13 protein-coding genes and 2 pseudogenes are annotated in these 16,998 nt (G+C 70.1%); 6 read left to right on the top strand and 9 right to left on the bottom strand.

Annotation, left to right across the window (positions count from 1 at the left end; all coding sequences use genetic code 11):
* Positions 1 to 142: 142 nt before the first annotated feature.
* The 8 genes and pseudogenes from ACFZB3_RS33755 to ACFZB3_RS33720 form a co-directional block, all read right to left on the bottom strand.
* On the bottom strand, positions 143 to 412 hold the full coding sequence (locus ACFZB3_RS33755) for a type II toxin-antitoxin system prevent-host-death family antitoxin (protein ID WP_391382146.1): 270 nt from the start codon (positions 410 to 412) through the stop codon (positions 143 to 145).
* 292 nt (positions 413 to 704) lie between these two features.
* Positions 705 to 1,286: pseudogene (locus ACFZB3_RS33750) on the bottom strand (Uma2 family endonuclease).
* Between the two features lie 291 nt (positions 1,287 to 1,577).
* Positions 1,578 to 1,731: pseudogene (locus tag ACFZB3_RS33745) on the bottom strand (helicase-related protein); the annotation flags it as partial.
* Positions 1,732 to 1,993: 262 nt separating this feature from the next.
* Positions 1,994 to 2,608 (bottom strand): hypothetical protein, encoded by a 615-nt coding sequence (locus tag ACFZB3_RS33740; protein ID WP_391382144.1) that lies wholly within the window; start codon positions 2,606 to 2,608, stop codon positions 1,994 to 1,996.
* Positions 2,605 to 3,267 (bottom strand): hypothetical protein, encoded by a 663-nt coding sequence (locus tag ACFZB3_RS33735; protein WP_391382142.1) that lies wholly within the window; start codon positions 3,265 to 3,267, stop codon positions 2,605 to 2,607. The genes ACFZB3_RS33740 and ACFZB3_RS33735 overlap by 4 nt, the downstream gene beginning before the upstream one ends.
* A gap of 33 nt (positions 3,268 to 3,300) precedes the next feature.
* On the bottom strand, positions 3,301 to 4,656 hold the full coding sequence (locus tag ACFZB3_RS33730; protein WP_391382140.1) for a hypothetical protein: 1,356 nt from the start codon (positions 4,654 to 4,656) through the stop codon (positions 3,301 to 3,303).
* A gap of 33 nt (positions 4,657 to 4,689) precedes the next feature.
* Positions 4,690 to 4,968 (bottom strand): hypothetical protein, encoded by a 279-nt coding sequence (locus ACFZB3_RS33725; protein WP_391382138.1) that lies wholly within the window; start codon positions 4,966 to 4,968, stop codon positions 4,690 to 4,692.
* 426 nt (positions 4,969 to 5,394) lie between these two features.
* The gene (locus ACFZB3_RS33720; RefSeq protein ID WP_391382189.1) at positions 5,395 to 6,699 is read right to left on the bottom strand and encodes a M14 family zinc carboxypeptidase; all 1,305 of its coding nucleotides are present in this window, start codon (positions 6,697 to 6,699) and stop codon (positions 5,395 to 5,397) included.
* A gap of 221 nt (positions 6,700 to 6,920) precedes the next feature.
* Here ACFZB3_RS33720 and ACFZB3_RS33715 point away from each other — a divergent pair, with 221 nt between their 5' ends.
* Positions 6,921 to 8,222 (top strand): ThiF family adenylyltransferase, encoded by a 1,302-nt coding sequence (locus tag ACFZB3_RS33715; protein WP_391382136.1) that lies wholly within the window; start codon positions 6,921 to 6,923, stop codon positions 8,220 to 8,222.
* The gene (locus ACFZB3_RS33710) at positions 8,219 to 9,478 is read left to right on the top strand and encodes a hypothetical protein (protein WP_391382134.1); all 1,260 of its coding nucleotides are present in this window, start codon (positions 8,219 to 8,221) and stop codon (positions 9,476 to 9,478) included. Before ACFZB3_RS33715 ends, ACFZB3_RS33710 begins: the two co-directional genes overlap by 4 nt.
* A gap of 281 nt (positions 9,479 to 9,759) precedes the next feature.
* Here ACFZB3_RS33710 and ACFZB3_RS33705 read toward each other — a convergent pair whose 3' ends face one another.
* Positions 9,760 to 10,761, bottom strand: a complete 1,002-nt coding sequence (locus tag ACFZB3_RS33705; RefSeq protein ID WP_391382131.1) for a substrate-binding domain-containing protein — start codon at positions 10,759 to 10,761, stop codon at positions 9,760 to 9,762.
* 243 nt (positions 10,762 to 11,004) lie between these two features.
* Between ACFZB3_RS33705 and ACFZB3_RS33700 the strand changes: the two genes are divergently transcribed.
* From ACFZB3_RS33700 to ACFZB3_RS33685, 4 genes are read left to right on the top strand one after another with little or no spacing between them, the layout of a single operon-like run.
* Positions 11,005 to 12,339 carry an ABC transporter substrate-binding protein gene (locus ACFZB3_RS33700; RefSeq protein WP_391382129.1) on the top strand — a complete coding sequence of 445 codons (1,335 nt, stop codon included), beginning with the start codon at positions 11,005 to 11,007 and terminating at the stop codon, positions 12,337 to 12,339.
* Between the two features lie 7 nt (positions 12,340 to 12,346).
* Positions 12,347 to 13,294 (top strand): sugar ABC transporter permease, encoded by a 948-nt coding sequence (locus ACFZB3_RS33695; protein WP_351711253.1) that lies wholly within the window; start codon positions 12,347 to 12,349, stop codon positions 13,292 to 13,294.
* 47 nt (positions 13,295 to 13,341) lie between these two features.
* Positions 13,342 to 14,148 (top strand): ABC transporter permease subunit, encoded by an 807-nt coding sequence (locus ACFZB3_RS33690; RefSeq protein ID WP_391382187.1) that lies wholly within the window; start codon positions 13,342 to 13,344, stop codon positions 14,146 to 14,148.
* A 53-nt stretch (positions 14,149 to 14,201) separates the two neighbouring features.
* Positions 14,202 to 16,928: an alpha-mannosidase gene (locus ACFZB3_RS33685; RefSeq protein ID WP_391382127.1), complete on the top strand. Its 2,727-nt coding sequence runs from the start codon at positions 14,202 to 14,204 to the stop codon at positions 16,926 to 16,928.
* The last annotated feature ends 70 nt before the right edge of the window (positions 16,929 to 16,998 follow it).

The following is a 16,998-nucleotide window of genomic DNA, read 5'->3' as shown; positions in this document are numbered from 1 at the left end:
CCGAATAGTCCTTCATCGCCATCGGCGGTCTTCTCGCTTCCTCCGGATCAAGCAGATCCAGTATCAGCGTGTCCACCACTCAGGGGGAGGCTCCATCTTCCGAAGTTCGGCCTGCGCCTCGGGGCGGAAGACGGTTCGGTACTCACTCACCGCGCGCCAGCGTCTCCCTCATGATGTGCTCGATCGGGATGCCGGGTGCGGGGTTGGCCATGCGCTCGTCGATGATGCGGTTGATCTCGCGCTCTTCCCACTCCTGGTATTTGCGTAGCACCTCGATGGACACGACGGCGGCGACTTCCTTGCCCCGGCGCGTGATCACTGTGGGCACGTCGTCGCGGTCTGCGCGCTCCACGACCTCTGCCAAGTGTGCGCGCACGTCGCGGATGGACTCTATGGGCAGTGGTAGCGTCATGCATCCAAGCGTACCGGGTGTGCCATGTGTACACAATGGGGTCGTGTCGTGGTAGGTCACTCGACGGGGCTGTGCGTGCTGGATGAACGCGGACCGTGCTGGATCGGTGCTGGATATGGACCTCGGAAGCGTCGTTTCCGCAGGTGGAAGCGCTGCATGGAACGTTCCGCTTCAACGTGTGATCCATTCGTCACCGCGCGCCAGATTTTGCGCCAAGTGCGCAGACCAGAAGGGGCCGAGTTCCGGTGAGCCCGGCCCCTTTGCTGTTCCCGAGCCGATGTGGTGCTGGCTTCTAGTTGCCCTGCGGTGGGGTGAGCTTGTCGAGATCCAGGCTGATCTCGAAAGGCACGGGGCGCTTCAGGGTGCCCCGGAAGATGCCCGCGGGTGCGTAGGCACCGGTCGGTTCGTCGAGTTCGTAGGCGTGCACGACAGGGGCGCCGCCTTCGTCCTCGATGCACCAGTGGTGCGGGATGCCTGCCTCCGCGTATTTACGGAGCTTGACCGTGCGGTCCCGGTGCGCGGACTCGGGTGAGACGACTTCGATGACGAGTCGTACCTCGTTCGGCGCGAACCAGGTTCGGTCACCGTCTTAGTCGGCGGTTGTCACCAGCAGGTCCGGCTCGGGCCGATTTCGCTCGTCCAGTTTTACGGTCATCCCGCGGCCGACCCTGACATCGCCGGGCGCCTGCTCCATGAGGGCGACGGTGAGCATGGTGACGAGGTGGCCGTGCCGCCACCTCTGCGGCGACATCATGAAGACGAGGGCCCCGTCGATCAGCTCGGTGTGGCGGGGTGCCTCGGGGAGGCGGTCCAGGTCATCCGCGAGCCAGCCTTCCTCGCGCGGAGGGCGCATCCAGTCGGGCAGTGCGGTCATGGCTGAACCGTGGCCACTCGGCATGCCCGGACCACGAGATGGCCGACGCCTGGCCGCCTTGTCCGCAGGACCGTGTGCACGGGACCCGCCGCCCTACCGCCCTTCCCGCGCGGAGCGGCCGAGACCAGACAGGACTCGAACCTGCTGGCCCACCTGGTCATGGTCGACGCGATCGCCGTCCCGCGCGGCAGTTCGCGCGTGGACCTGTGCCGGCTCGATCGGCTGGCTGTTCGGAATCCCGCCTGAGGCATGGTGAACCGGACCCGTTTCGCGGGGGCCGGGCGGGCGCCTGTCTCGTCCACTGTCCGGGCGGCGTCCAGAGCGGCCCAGCCGCCGGAGGAGGACGGCGGCGGTGCGGGGGTGCGTCCGGCAGGGCGATCCGGTCCAGGTCGCCCGCTTCGATGCCGAGTTCCAGTGTGCTGGTCGAGACGATCACACAGTCCCGTGTCCCGTCCCTCCCAGCGCACCGACGCCGTCCGGCCGGGCGATGCGGTTCAGCGTCACGGAAAGCCCGCTGGACACGCGGACAGGTACATCACTGGTGCGCACGCCGCGCCAGGACAAACCGTCAGACCGGGTACCCGTCCGGCACGCGTCGGTCGCCAATCCCTGGAGCGTGCCTCCGGGAACCGGTATCAGCCCGGATGCGGCGGCGGGCGCCACCTGTGCCAAGTGCGCAACTTCTTGGCAGGCTGACTCATCGTCGATTACTCCCAGTGCAACGTTCGGGCCACGGTGTCGAACAGCTCCACCATCTGGTCCGCGAGCGGATCGACCGGAGTGGAGAAGTTCAGCATCAACCACCGCTCGCTCGCCGGAATCGGTACGTAGTAAGTGAGAGTCGTCGTAGGCATGGTGTTGCCGAGCTGCGCCTGGGGGTCCGCATCCTCCCTGCGCCGGGACCGCACCGCTTTGCCGGCTGCCGGAAGCTGTGCCACACCGACGTCGTCGTACCTGCCCTGGCCACTTCCGGCCAGGTGCTCCGCGAGCTCCTCGGCGTCGGAGGTGCGCGGCCACTCGTCCGGCGCCGGGACGCTGACCAGCAATGAGGAGGCGAGCGGCACCGGTCCCACGGAGAGCGTGGACAGGTACAGCTCGGTTCCCCCGACCTTGTAGGCGTCCTTCGCCTTCCGCTGGATGTCCCGCATGAGCTGCTTCTTGAGGTGCGGCGCATTGTCCACGCCGCGGAACGTCAGATCCGCGAGGGCCACGATGGCACGGTCACGGTCGTCCGGCGGATCGAGCGGGAGCTGGAACCAGCCGTCCGGCACGATGACGCGGTAGTCCTTGGGCGGCGAGGAGAACTGCTCTGCTGTCTTCATGCGGCCCCTCCGTCGGCCGGGGCCGTCGAGCCCCCTGTGGAGAGCAGAGTGATCCGCATGGAGCGAACGGCCTCGTCGGCCAGCTCCGTGATCTCCTCGGTGCGGGCGATCTTCTCCCAGGTCACCGTGACAACGACCAGGGTCTCCATGCGGGGCGGGAAGACGGCGTAGCGAACGAACTCGGTCAGCTTCCGGCCGAACCCGAGCCTGCGCTTCACCTCCAGCATGGACTGGACCCGGACCGCCGGTCCGGCGGGCAGATCGAGACGGGTGATCTGCGGCTCACCGGTGACCCGGGCATTCCCCCACTCCAGCAGCAGGGGGGTGACCTCCTCGGCGGTGGGCCGGGGGACGCCCTCATCGCCGTAGCCGTCGACCATGAGGTCGGCGAGTGCCTCCCCCGTCTCCGCGTAGTAAGCCGCCGCGAGGACCGGTACATCGTCGTTCAGGTCCATGGCCCGTTCGACCATGTCGTCGAAGACCGCGCTTTTCTCGATCTCCAGGCCGAGCGGATCGAGGCGATTCACCGTCTCTGTGGCCAGGGCCTTGGCTTCGGCCTTCGTGCCTTCCTGGAGCGTCAGGTCGATCCAGCCCGGTTGGAATTCGAAGGTGCACTCGAAGGTTTCGGCCAGCGGGGCGCCCTCGTTCGATGTCGTCAAGTCTCTCCCTTTCGGCGAAGCATGGTCGTCCGCTCAGCCCAGGAGCGGGTCGAGGTTTCCGTCCAGGCCCATTCCGCCCAGCGTAATGCCGGCCCCGACGACCGACATGCGGCTGGCAGTCCGCGAGATCCGATTCAATGCGTTGGTGTCGAATTGTCCACCCAGAGCCGCCGTTCCCATTTTGACCGACTTGAGGTCGGACGCCACACCCGGATCGGCCATGGAGAAGGACTTGGGAATTCCCTTGAGCAGGCTTCCTCCGCCCCGCGCGCGAAACTCGCTCCAAGCCTGGTTGTAGTTCCCGTTTCCGGGCTTCAGGGCCTTGAGGTTGTCACTCCAGGCCCCCTTGGAGAACGGCTCGGTGAAAGGCTCCTTGAGAGACTTCCAGACATCGCCCTTGTCCAACTTGAACTGCTTTCCGGACAGTCGCCGAATGTTCTTGTTGGCCCGACTGATCTGGCGGGCGGTACGAGCACTGCCAGCTGTTCCCAGCCTGCCCAGCGCACCCTTGGCGAACTTTCCGGCAATCTTGGAGAAGCCCTTGCCGACCCCCATCATCAGGAACCCGAGGGCGGCCATGCCCAGGTCCATCCACTCCGCGTTTCCCTGCAGCACCTCGACGAAGGTCGCAATGAAGTTGATGAGGGTCGCGATCATCGCAATGGCGCCCAGGACGCCGGCCAGTGCTTGCCCGATCACCGGGATCCAGCCGACAACGAGGGACAAGATTCCGCAGACTGTGGCAACCCAGGATGTGATGTCCGCAATGTCCTTGACCAGTGTGTCCCAGAAACCATCCTTCAGGGAGTCATGGTTGATGATCGCGTCGACGGAGTCGGCGGCGCGCTTGGCCGCGTCATCGCGGATCTTCTTGGCCTCGCTGATTTTCGCGCGGGCAGCCTCGATCTCGTCCCTGGCAGCGTCCCGCCTCGCCTCGTAGTCCTTACGGTCCTTGGCTACGTCTTCTTTCTTACGCCCCTTGTCGGACAGGCCGTCCAGCGTTTTCTGCGCGGCTCCCTTGCGCTCCTCGGCATCCTGGGCATCCGTCAGGGCAGCGCCGGCGATCTCCTGGGCGCGGTTCAGATCCGAGGCGTAGTTCCGGGGACTGGCGTGCAGCTTGTCCTCGTAGCCACCGCCCACTTCGACGACCGCGGAGCCGATTGCTGTCGCCGCGGTGTCGTACCGCTTGAGGGCGGCCTCCAGTTTCTTGACGTTTCCTCTCGCCTTCTCGCGGAACTCCTTGCCCGCTTTGCTGTCCCAGGCGTCGACCTCGGCAACCGCCTTCAGATTTCTGATCTGACGCTCAAGCTCGTCCGCCGTCTTGCGCAGAGTCCTGCCCAACGACGCCAACCGGTCAGGGTCTCCGGGAATCGGATCGCTCTCCGCCACCGGATGCCAGTCGCGTGGCCTTCCTCCCACGGCCTACTTCCCCTTCTCCTTCGGGTCCTGAGAACCCCGGATGGCCTCTGCCAGCTGATGATCGATGTCTTCGTAAGCCTTCGCAGCCGCCTTCGCGATACTCGCCAGCGCGTCGACTTCCCCGGTCAGCTTCTCTCTGCTGATCTCCCAGTTGTCGGCGAAGTCCTTGAACTTGTCGGCGAGATGCTCATTGCCGAAGTCGTCGGAGTAGTCGTCGAGTTTCCCGATCCCGTCAAACGCCCCCTTGATGCTGCTCAGTCCCTTGCCCATGCTCTCGATCACGTCGAGATCAAGCCGTTGGTGATCGCCTTCGCCGGCCACAGCGCCCCCAAGATGTCGATCCACCGGCCTCATGGCCGATGACGCAGAACCGATGTGGTGTGTCAGGACGCGCGTCTTGTCGCACCCTTGGTGAGGTCCTCGATGGACTCGTCGTACCTGGCGCACGCCGTCGATCGCCGCCCGGCCTCCCCGTCCGCATGAGCAAAGAGCTTAGGGGTGGGCTACTGGGATGACCCACGCTCCGACGCCGGGACGGACGGCGGTCCTGACAGCCCGTACCGGTCTGCGAAGGGCTCAGGGGGCCATGAAGTGGAGGAACACCTCGGTGCCCTCCCGGAGGAGGAGGTGCGCGAGCGCACACTGACGGCGAGCGCGCCGCCGCCTGGCAACGAATCCCGGCCGCTCAACGGACTTTGAGCTTCACCCTCAAGGTGCGCCGGACCCCGTCGCCAGTGCGGACCCCGCGGCTGTCAGGACCGTTCGGGTCTGGAGTGCCACCTGGTGGTGGACGGGTGTCGGGCGCAGTCGCAGGGTCTTCTCGAAGTCCGTGCACCAGGTGGTGAAGAGGTCGTCCAGGTCGCGGTGCAGGTCCGGGGCGGCGGGGTGGTCCGCTGCCGTCAGCAGCCGCAGCAGGAGACCCGCGGCGCGCAGCGGCTGGCGCCGGGCCACGATGTCCAGGGCGCAGACCTGGGCCGTCGTCACCCCCCGTGGATCGTCGGCCGCCTGGCGGGCGAGGGGTTCCCAGGAGTCGGCGACCAGGTCGTAGAGGCCGCCGGCCATCCATTCCAGGACGCGGCGGGGCGGGCTGTCCTGCGCAGGCGGCAGGAAGGCGCGGGCCCTGTCGAGGACGGCGGTCACCTGACGTCCGCCGTGCCGTACCAGGCCGGCCAGGTCGCGCAGCGCGGCGGCGGCCTCCGGGTGCGGGGACAGGTCGGCGGCCAGGTCGCTCGCCCACATCGGCACTTCGACGATCGCGGTGACGCCGCCGTACCGCTGCGGGGCGCACCAGGTGGACAGGCCGATCTTCTCGGACCCGGCCGCCAGGCGGGCCGTGCTCTGCGGCGGCGGCAGTACGTAGATCCCGGGGCCGGGGTTCTCCCAGTACAGGGCGTCGAACGTGCCGCGCTGGACCGGGATGCCGAGTTCCGTGGCGGAGGTCCGGAAGGGGACGGCGAGTCCGGGGAGGGCGTCGGTCAGCTGGACCCAGCTGCCGCCCGCCTCGACGCCGTGCAGGGAGCACTGGAGGAACGGCCTCAGCTCGTCGATCACATCGAACAGTGCCTGGCTCTCGGGGAGCCCGCCCGACTCAAGCGGCGCCCACTCCGGCTGTTCCGCCGCGACCGGGCGGTAGGCGGTGCGGTAGTAGTCGTACACGGAGGGGGCGGGCCCCGCCGTGGCCTCCTCAAGCCCCTGGCTCAGCGCGGCGCCGTCCGGGTCGAGGCACAGGACGAAGTTCCAGGTGACGACGCCGGTGTCGGTCGCCGGGGACGGACGGTCGCCGCGTGCCACCCGCTCCGCCAGGGCGAGTGCGGTCGTGCCGCCGACCGGCTCGTCGGGGTGCGGCCGGGCGACCACCAGGACGTGGCGCGGCCCGTGCCCCACGGACAGCATCTCGATCGGGCGGCCCGCGCGGGACGTCCCGATCCGGCGCAGCCGAGCGGTTCCCGGGTATCGGGACACCAACTGCCGCGCCGAGTCGGTGACTTCTGCGACCGTGAGGTACCGGTCCATCATCCGCGTCTGGTCACGAGCCGCCGTTGCCACCGCTGTCGCCCGTGGTCTCCTTCTTGTCGAGCGGCCGTATCTCGATCTTGTTCGCCATGTCGTGTCCTCCTGTCACCGGCTGTGGTCCGCCGTGGTCGAGGTGCTCTTGTCAGAGTTGGCTCGTCCGACAACTCTTGTCAACGTCCGTTTGTGCGCGGGTAGTTGGGACTGATGAGATTGGCGCGAAGATGACGGTGCGCACCATGCGACGGCCTCGGATCAAGCCGGAACACCGGGCCTACCGGACCGTCGACGGCCATGTCCGGATCGGGAGCGTCGTCCACGGCATCGGCGCCGAGATCCTGGATCCCGACGGCTGGGTGTGGACGCTGGTCGAGGCCATGGACGGGACGCGGGACACCGCGGACGTCGTCGCCGAGGTGTCCCGCCGCCACCCGGAACTGCGGTTGCCGGAACCGGACGTCGTCCAGGCGATGACGGACCTGGCCATGGCCGGGCACGTGGAGGACGCCGGTGCCGCACCGCCCGCGGAGCTGTCCGCGCGGGAACGCGAACGCTACGGCAGGGGCATGGCTCTGCTGCGCTGGATGGACCGGCGGCCCAGGGAGAGCGCCTGGGAGCCGCAGCTCCGGCTGCGCCGGGCCCAGGTGCTGCTGGTCGGCGTCGGCGGCACCGGCGGAGCCGCCGCACGGGACCTGGTGGCCTCCGGGGTGGGGCGGCTGCACTGCGTCGAACCGGACGTCGTCGAACTGTCCAACCTCAACCGGCAGACCCTCTTCCGCGAGCGCGACCTCGGTACGCCCAAGATCGACGCAGCCCTGACGGCTCTGCGCGCCCTGAACTCGGACACGACGGTCACCGGCGAGCGCCGCGAGGTACGCGGCCCGGCGGACCTCGAAGACCTGCTGGCCGGTGCCGCCGGCGAGCAGGTCCACGGTTCGGCCGGAGGTCCGAGGTACGACGTCCTCCTCCTGGCCGCCGACCGGCCCGCGGTGATCCGCAGATGGGCCAACCAGGTCTGCCTGGCCACCGGCACGTCGTGGGCCGAAGCCGGTTACCGCGGTCCGCTGGTGAGCGTCGGGGTCTTCACGCCCGGCCGGGGCGCGTGCTGGGAGTGTCTGCGCAGCGCCGAGATCGAACGGCGCGACCTGCGGCTGGCGCCCGGCCAGGACGAGGAGGTCGCCTCGCCCCGCATGCCGTGGAATCCGGTCAACGCCGTGACCGCGGGCCTGTCCGGCAGCCTGCTGGCCCATGCCGCGCTCATGCTGCTGTGCGGGATCCCGCCGATCGAACCCGGATACCGGTCCGGCCTCAACCTCATGATGCCCGGCGACCCGGTCATGCAACGCTCGGAGCGCCGCCCCGACTGCCCCGCCTGTGGGACGACCGGGATCGCAGGGATCGCAGGGATCGCAGGGGTCGCAGGGGCTGCCGGGGCTGCCGGGGCTGCCGGGACCACAAGGGAAGCAGAGGCAGCCGCGGCAGCCGCGGCAGCCGCGGCAGCAGAGGCAGCCGGGGGCCTCCCGTGACGGACACCGCGGCGCGGGACCCGTTGCCGGTCGAGCCGTCGGCCCGTGTCCTGCTGCACGACCTGGGGATGCGGCAGGACCGGGACGAGTGGATCGTCGGCCGCATGGCCACCCGGACCTTCGTCGCCCTGCCGACCGTCGGCGCACGTGCGGTGGAACTGCTGGGCGAGGGGCTGACCGTGACCCGCACCGCGGAGATCCTGCGGGCCGAGACCGGTGCGGAACTCGACATCGCGGACTTCGTCAGGGACCTGGCCGCCCTGGGGTTCGTGGCAAGGATCGGGGACCGCCCGGTCCCGGACACCGACCCGCCGCGCGCGTCCCTTCCGCGGCTGCGTCCCCACCACGTCCGGTACGCCCTGCACCCGGCGCTGCCCGTCCTCGTCGGAGTACTGCTGCTGGCCGCCGGTGCCGTCCTGACCCGCCGCCCCGACCTGCTCCCCGGCTACCGCGACCTGCTGTGGAGCCCGCACGGCAGCCTGGTCCTGCTCACCGGGGCGGCCGCGGGCTGGACGCTGGTGCTGGCCCATGAACTGGCGCACCTGGTCACCGCCCGCGCAGCGGGTGTGCCGGGGAGGATACGGCTGGGCACCCGGCTCCAGTTCCTCGTCATGCAGACCGACATCAGCGGCATCGAGCTGGCACCCCGCCGGCACCGGCTGACGGCCTACCTGGTCGGCATCGCCCTCAACCTGTCCGTCGCGTCGGCCGTGGTCCTGGCCCTCGCCCGCACGGACACCGCGACGACGGCCCACCGGCTGCTGGCCGCGTTGCTGCTGCTGGCGCTGTTGCCGCTGCCCTTCCAGTTCATGGTGTTCACCCGCACCGACCTGTACTTCGTCCTCCAGGACCTCACGGGCTGCCGTGATCTGTACGGCGACGGACTCGCCTACGCCCGGTACGTGTTCCGGTGGAGGAGGCGGTGGAGGAGGCGGAGGCGAGGGCCGGGCGGCGGTGCCGCCGGTGACCCGAGCGCACGGCTGCCCGCGCACGAGCGCCGGGCCGTCCGCCTCTACAGCGTCGTCCTCGTGGCCGGGACGGTGGCCTGCCTGGCGTTCATGGCGGCCGTCACCCTGCCCGCCGACGTCACCCTGCTGCTCCGCGCGGTGCGCGGACTGGGACCGGGCCACGGCCTCGCGGGCAACGCCGACTCGGCGGCGGTACTGGTCGTCCTGGGCGGCGTCAACGTCCTGTGGCTGGTCACCTGGTGGCGCAACCACCGCGCGCGCCGTCCCGGACGGTCCCGAACGGGCTGACGGCAGCAGCCAGCCGTCGCCGAGGGCAGGGAGACGCCCGACGCCGAGGGCAGCAGCCAGCCGACGCCGAGGGCAGGGAGACGCCCGACGCCGACGGCAGCAGCCAGCCGACGCCGAGGGCAGGGAGACGCCCGACGCCGACGGCAGCAGCCAGCCGACGGCAGCAGCCAGCCGACGCCGGCAGCCAGCCGACGCCGACGCCGGCAGCCAGCCGACGCCGACGCCGGCAGCCAGCCGACCCCGACGGCAGCAGACCGCCGACATCCGGCCCGCCCCGCCCCCTACCCCGACTCCCGCACCCGCAGCTCCGCCCCCACCTTCAGCTGGTCGGCGGGCAGCGGGTCGCTGTCGGTCAGGAGGCGGGCCGCCTGTTCGACGGCGAGTGCGCCGAGGCGGCGGGTGTCCAGGGCCACCGTGGTCAGCGGGGGGTCGACGAGCGTACCCAGCTGCAGACCGTCGAAGCCGACCACCGCGAGGTCCCGGGGGACCTGCCGGCCCATCCGGCGCGCGGCGCGCAGCGCGCCTATGGCGATGATGTCGTTGAAGGTGAACACGGCGGTGAGGTCCGGGTGCCCGGCGAGGAGTTCCTGGAGCGCGCTCTCGCCGCCCTCGACGCTCTGGTCGGCGCGGGCCACGGCGCCCGAGTCCAGCCCGCACGCGGACATCGCGGCGTCGAACCACCTGTGCCGGATGCTCGGTTCGGACCGTTCGGCATGTTCGAGCATGCCGATGTGCCGGTGTCCCGCCGCGGTCAGATGGCTGATCGCCGCGTGCACGCCGCTCTCGCCGTCGATCCGGATCGAGCTGAACCGCTGGGTGCGGTGCTCGCGGTCGATGAGCACCACGGGGAGTCCCCGGGTCAGCCTGTCGATCTCGTCCTCGGGCAGGCTGAGGTAGCCCACGACGGCGTCGACCTGGGAGGCGATCACCTCCAGCGTGCCCCGCTCCTCCTCGGTCCGGTCGCCGGTGTCGTAGACGACGACATGCCAGCCGCGGTCCCGGGCCGCCTCCAGCGCGGCCGCGGCGACCTCGGTGAAGAACGGGTTGAGCAGGTCGGGGATCACCAGGCCGACACTTATGGTGTCCTGCCGGACGAGCCCCCGGGCGAACCGGGACGGGCGGTAGCCGAGCGCCAGGGCGGTGTCGAGGACACGCTGCTTGGTGGAGACGCCGATCTCGCCCTTGTCGTTGAGCGCCCGCGACACGGTCTGCCGGGACACGCCCGCGGCCTGGGCCACATCGTCGATCGTGACCCTACGGGGTCCGGTCCCCGACGACGCCATCACTCACCTCCGCGTAATTGCCGACGCGCCAGCGTCGCAGGGACACCGAGTATGCCCCGATGCGTAGAAACCTTGACACTCTGGCGTTCGGAAGCCCACACTCCCAATCACTTCCCGTTACCGCTCCCGTGAGCGCTCACGTTACCGCTCACGGAACCCAATTCCAACCAGAAGGCATCCGCCTCCAGGTGTCAACGTCGACCCGCCTGGGCCCGTAACCAGGCGTTCTCTGGAACGGAAGATATGAGAAGCACAGCCACGCGCACCCGCCTCGCCGCAGCAGCCGCGACCGCAGGCATCGTCGTACTCGCCGGGTGTTCCTCGTCCGGCTCGTCGGACAAGGCGTCCGCCGCCTCCTGCGAGCCCGCGAAGGGCAAGGTCACCCTCCAGTACTGGAACACCGTTCCGGGCATGGACCAGGTCGTCGACCTGTGGAACAAGCAGCATCCGAACGTCCAGGTCGAGACGAAGAACATCTCCAACGACCAGTACGGCACCCTCGGCAACGCCCTCAAGGCGAACAAGGCCCCGGACCTCGCCCAGGTCGGCTACGACGAACTCCCGAACCTGCGCACCCAGAGCGCCTTCGTGGACGCCTCCGCCTGCAAGGCGGCCACCGCGGCCGAGTCGAAGTTCGTGCCCTGGACCTGGTCGCAGACCAGCTTCGGCGGCACCGGCGTCTTCGCGATCCCGCAGGACACCGGCCCGATGGCGCTCTACGTCCGCAGCGACCTGTTCAAGAAGTACAACGTTGCCGTGCCCACCACCTGGGACGAGTACGCGACGGCCGCCGAGAAGCTGCACAAGGCGGACCCGTCCCTCGACATCACGTTCTTCGACCCGAACAACGCCGAGTGGTTCAACGGGCTCCTCTGGCAGAACGACGCCAAGATGTACGGCTACTCCGGCGACAAGTGGCAGGTCAGCGTCGACTCGGCGCAGAGCAAGCAGGTCGCCGACTACTGGCAGAAGCTGATCTCCGAGAAGGTCGTGCGCACCGACCTCGCCCACGGCTCGACCCAGATGTACGCGGCGTACCAGAAGGACCAGCTCGCCACCTACGTCGGCGCCGCCTGGGGCTACAGCATGTTCCGCGACAACCTGCCCAAGCAGGCCGGGAAGTGGACGATCGTCCCGATGCCGACGTGGGGTTCGAACGGCTCCTCCGGCGACTGGGGCGGCTCGACCGTCGCGTTCATGAAGGGCAGCAAGCACCTCTACGAGTCGGTCGAGTTCAACACCTGGCTGAACACCGACCCGGACGCCCTGGCGCTGGAGAACAAGCTCGGCGGTCTCTACCCGGCGGCCACCGCGGGGCTCGACCTGCCCGCGCTGAAGCAGGGCGTGCCGTACTACAACAACCAGAAGATCTTCGACGTCTTCGCGGACGCCTCCAAGAAGATCGACACCAGCTTCGCCTGGGGCCCCACGCAGAAGACCGTGAACCTGGCGCTCCAGGACGCGATGGCCAAGGCCGCGGCCGGCAGCGGGACCCTCGACGACGCGCTCGCGACCGCCCAGGCCGCCGCGCTGAAGTCGATGAAGGACCAGGCGATCCCGGCGACGGCGGGCAAGTGACCGCGGTATGACCGACCTCGCAACCCGCTCGGCCGGCGTGCGAACCACGCCCGGAGGCCGCCGCCGCCCGAACGGCGGCGGCCCCCGGGCGGCCACCGTCGCCGCCTTCGTGACCCCGTTCTTCCTGCCGTTCCTGCTCTTCTACCTGGTGCCGGTCGGCTACGCCCTCTGGCAGAGCTTCCGCGTCGTACGCCGCTCCGGCGGCCAGTACGGGACGTCGTACACGACGTTCGGCGGCTTCGAGCAGTACGGGCAGGTGCTCCAGAACCACGAGTTCTGGTCCAGCATCGGCCGCATAGGGCTGTTCGGCATCGTGCAGGTGCCGGTCATGCTGTTCGTGGCCCTGATCATCGCGCTGCTCCTCGACACGCCCCTGCTGCGGGCCAAGGGGTTCTTCCGCATCGTCGCGTTCATGCCGTACGCGGTACCCGGTGTGATCGCCGCGATCATGTGGTCGTACCTCTACTCGCCCCAGCTCAGCCCGGTCGTCGACCTGCTGAACGGCATCGGGCTGCACCCCGACTTCCTCGGCCCGGGTGCCGTCCTCTGGTCGGCCGCGAACGTCTCGACCTGGCTGTGGACCGGCTACAACATGCTGATCATGTTCTCGGCGCTGCAGTCGATCCCGCAGGAGCTCTACGAGGCCGCGAAGCTCGACGGCGCCTCCAACTGGACGATCGCCTGGCGGGTCAAGGTGCCGATCATCGCCCCGTCGATCGTGCTGACCACCGTCTTCTCGATCATCGGCACGCTGCAGCTGTACGCCGAGCCGGCCGTGCTGCGGCAGATCTCGTCGAACATCTCCAGCACGTTCACGCCGAACATGCTGGCCTACACGGTGGCCTCCGGGAACAACTACCAGCAGGCCGCGGCCATCTCGGTGGTCATCGCCGTCATCACCTTCGTCTTGAGCTTCGGGTTCATGCGACTGACCTCGAAGAAGGCCGGACTGTGAACAAACCGACCACCGACCGCGAGAGCCGGGTCAGCCGTACGGCCGCCATGGGGCTGATGCTGCTCCTGGCCGTCTACTTCCTGCTCCCGGTGTACTTCCTGGTCGTCGCGGCGACCAAGCCGCAGGGCGACCTCGCCGCCACCAACGGGCTGGCGTTCTCGCACTTCAACCTGTTCGACAACCTGCACACCCTGTTCACCCGCAGCGACGGCATCTTCGGCCGCTGGGCCCTCAACACCGTCCTGTACGCGGTGCTGGGCGCGGCCGTGGGCACCCTGATCTCCGCGCTGTGCGGCTACGCCCTCGCCAAGTTCCAGTTCCGCGGCCGGGAGTTCCTGTTCTCCGTCATCCTCGGCGGCGTCCTGGTGCCCACCACCGCGCTCGCCCTGCCGCTGTTCCTGCTGTTCTCGGCGACCGGGCTCGTCAACACCTACCTCGCGGTGTTCCTGCCCAGCATCGTCAGCCCGTTCGGCGTCTACCTCGCGCGGATCTTCGCCAACGCCTCCGTGCCGCAGGAGCTGATCGAGTCGGCGCGGCTGGACGGCGCCGGCGAGTTCCGGACCTTCTTCTCGGTGGCGTTCCGGCTGATGACCCCGGCCCTGGTCACCATCTTCCTGTTCCAGTTCGTGGCCATCTGGAACAACTTCTTCCTGCCGATGGTGATGCTGCAGAAGGAGTCCCTCTTCCCGATCACCCTCGGCCTGTACGAGTGGAACGGCCAGACCGCCCGCTCCCCGCTGCTGCAGGAGTCCATCATCACCGGCTCACTGGTGTCGATCCTGCCGGTGATCGTCGTCTTCATCCTCCTCCAGCGGTTCTGGCGCACCGGCCTCTCCGCCGGCTCGCTCAAGTGACCCCCCACGCACGGCCCCCCGCACGGCCCCACGCACAGAAGGTGTTCCCCACCATGCCCAACCCGGCTGTCTTCGTGCCCCACTTCCACTGGGACCGGGAGTGGTACGAGCCGTTCCAGGTGTTCCGGCACCGGCTCGTCACCGCCCTCGACACCGTGCTGGAGACGGCCGAGGCCGACCCGGACTTCCGGTTCACCGTCGACGGGCAGATGGCCGCCGTCGAGGACTACCTGGAGATGCGGCCCGAGAACCGCGAGCGGGTCGCGGCCCTGGTCCGGGAGGGCCGGCTGGCCGTCGGGCCGTGGCTGATCCTGCTCGACGAGTTCCTCTGCTCCGGCGAGACCATCGTCCGCAACCTCCAGATGGGCTGGGCGGCCGCCGAACGCCTCGGCGGGGCCATGCCGATCGGCTACCTGCCGGACATGTTCGGCCACGTCGCGCAGATGCCGCAGATCCTGGCCCGGGCCGGCATCGAGCACGCGGCGCTGTGGCGCGGGGTGCCCGGCACGGTCGACGGGCACGCCTTCCGCTGGCGCGCGCCCGACGGCTCCGAGGTGCGCACCGAGTTCCTCTTCGACGGCTACGACAACGGTCTCGACGTCCTGCTGGTACCGGACCGGATCCGGCACGCGCTCGGCGAGTACGCCGGGATGACGGCGGAGCGGTGGGGCGGCGACCCGGTCCTCGCCATGGCCGGCACCGACCACAACGCGCCCGACCCGCTCCTCGGGGAGTGGCTGCGGAAGGCCTCCGGCGAGGAGCGGCCGATCACCGTCGCCACCCTCGACGAGTACATCCTGGGGCACGCCCGGGACGAGGTGACCGCCGTCGTCACCGGTGAGCTGCGCAGTCACGTACGGGGCAACATCCTGCCGGGCGTGCTCTCCGTGCGGCTCGGGCTCAAGCAGCGGATGGCCGCCGCCGAGCGGACCGTCGACCACGCCGAGCGGATGAACGCCCTGTGGTCCGGCCGCGACGACTCCGCCTTCCTCGCCCTCGCCTGGCACAAGATCATCGAGTCCACCGCGCACGACTCCGTGGTCGGCTCCGGCACCGACGAGACCTGCGACCAGGTCGCGGCCCGCCTCGCCGAGGCCGCCCAGGCCGCCCGCGCCGTCCGGGACGCGGCCCTCGCCGAGCCCGCCGCCGGGGTGCCCGCCGACGCCTACCTGGTCGCCAACCCGCTGCCGGCGCCGCGGACCGCACTGGTCGAGGTCGACGTCGTCGCCGCCCCGGAAGGAAGCACGCTGGTCGCGACCACCGCCGACGGCACGACCCACCCCGTACAGCCGGTCTCCCAGGCCCCCACCGTCCTCAGCGACGAGCGGCTCGACGCCTCCCAGCTGGAGCGGGTGCTGCGCCGCATCCACCGCCGCGAGCTGTTCGGCCTGTTGATCAACGGCTACGAACTCACCCCGCACTCCCTGGTCTTCCACCTCGCCGAGGTCCCGGACGGCCCCTTCGACCTGATGACCCTGCGCGGCGAGGTCGCCGCCGCGGCCGCCGCGCACCCGGGGGAGTGGCGGGTGCGGACCCTCGCCCAGGCCCGGGCCACCGCGCTGGTGGCCGTACCCGTCCCCGCCGCCGGACTCGCCGCCTTCCGGGTCGGGGCGGCCGGCCTGCCCGCCGCCCCGGCGATGCAGGGCGCGACGGCGACGGCGGACCGCCTCTCCAACGGCCTGGTCGAGGTCGCCGTCACCGCCGACGGCACCCTGGACGTGACCGGCGTCGACGGCACCGTCCTGTCCGGCGTCGGCCGCCTGGTGGACGGCGGCGACCGCGGCGACAGCTACAACTACGCCCCGCCGGGCCATGACGTCCTGGTGTCCGAGCCGACCGGTGTCGCGGTCGAACTCCTCGAAAGCGGCCCGCTGCGGGCCCGGTTGCGCGTCACCCGCGTCTACGAGTGGCCGGAGGCGCTCGCCGACGGCGACCGGGACCGGCGCGGCGGCCGTACCGTCCCGACCCCCGTGGACATGCTGGTGGAGGTCCGTGCGGGCGAGCCCTTCGTCCGGATCTCCACCACGTTCCTGAACCGGTCCGCCGACCACCGGCTGCGCCTGCACGTCCCGCTGCCCCTGCCCGTCACCTCGTCCGCGTCCGCCGGGCAGTTCGCCGTCACCGAGCGCGGCCTGACCGCCGAGGGCGGCTGGGGCGAGTACCCGCTCCCGACCTTCCCCGCGAGCACCTTCGTGTCGGCGGGCCCGGCCACCGTCCTGCTCGACCACTCCGCCGAGTACGAACTCGTCGACGACGGCTCCGCCCTCGCCCTCACCCTGCTGCGCGCCATCGGCTCCATCAGCGTCAACATCCACCCCCTGCGCGACGAGCCCGCCGCGAGCGAGATCCCGGCGCCCGGCGCCCAGGACCTCGGCATGCGCGTCGAGAACCGGTTCGCCGTGCTGCCCTGGGCGTCCGGCTGGCAGGGCGCCAACGCGGTCGCCCTCGCCGACGAGTTCCGCGGCGACGCCCTCGTCACCCGCGGCACGGCGCCCGCCGGCGGCCCGCTGCCCGCGGACGCGGCCGGCGTGCAGGTCGAGGGCCGGGACGTGCACGTGTCCGGCATCCGCCGGATCACCGACGCGGAACACGGGCCCGGCACCGAACTCCGGCTGGTGGCGATGCGGGACACCGCGACGGCCGTCCGCGTGACCGGCGCCTTCACCGAGGCCACCACGGTCGACCTGCTCGGCCGGCCGATCGGCGCCGAACCGGTGCGCGACGGGCTCGAACTCGACCTCGGTCCCTGGGAGATCCGCACGGTGGTGCTCCGCGGGTAGGCCGCGATCCGCTGTCTGCGGCGCCGTCGTGGCTGGTCGCGCAGTTCCCCGCGCCCCTTCGGGGCGCTGC

Source organism: Streptomyces sp. NPDC008092 (assembly GCF_042957285.1).
Classification (GTDB): Bacteria; Actinomycetota; Actinomycetes; order Streptomycetales; family Streptomycetaceae; genus Streptomyces.
Note: the sequence above shows the minus strand (reverse complement) of the source record. Positions and strands in the feature narration are given on the sequence as shown.

Bases quoted from the DNA above. Each gene is read 5' to 3' on its own strand.
- ACFZB3_RS33755 (WP_391382146.1), bottom strand. From the start codon at position 412: ATGACGCTACCACTGCCCATAGAGTCCATCCGCGACGTGCGCGCACAC.
- ACFZB3_RS33740 (WP_391382144.1), bottom strand. From the start codon at position 2,608: ATGAAGACAGCAGAGCAGTTCTCCTCGCCGCCCAAGGACTACCGCGTC.
- ACFZB3_RS33720 (WP_391382189.1), bottom strand. From the start codon at position 6,699: ATGGACCGGTACCTCACGGTCGCAGAAGTCACCGACTCGGCGCGGCAG.
- ACFZB3_RS33715 (WP_391382136.1), top strand. From the start codon at position 6,921: ATGACGGTGCGCACCATGCGACGGCCTCGGATCAAGCCGGAACACCGG.
- ACFZB3_RS33705 (WP_391382131.1), bottom strand. From the start codon at position 10,761: ATGGCGTCGTCGGGGACCGGACCCCGTAGGGTCACGATCGACGATGTG.
- ACFZB3_RS33700 (WP_391382129.1), top strand. From the start codon at position 11,005: ATGAGAAGCACAGCCACGCGCACCCGCCTCGCCGCAGCAGCCGCGACC.
- ACFZB3_RS33695 (WP_351711253.1), top strand. From the start codon at position 12,347: ATGACCGACCTCGCAACCCGCTCGGCCGGCGTGCGAACCACGCCCGGA.
- ACFZB3_RS33690 (WP_391382187.1), top strand. From the start codon at position 13,342: ATGGGGCTGATGCTGCTCCTGGCCGTCTACTTCCTGCTCCCGGTGTAC.
- ACFZB3_RS33685 (WP_391382127.1), top strand. From the start codon at position 14,202: ATGCCCAACCCGGCTGTCTTCGTGCCCCACTTCCACTGGGACCGGGAG.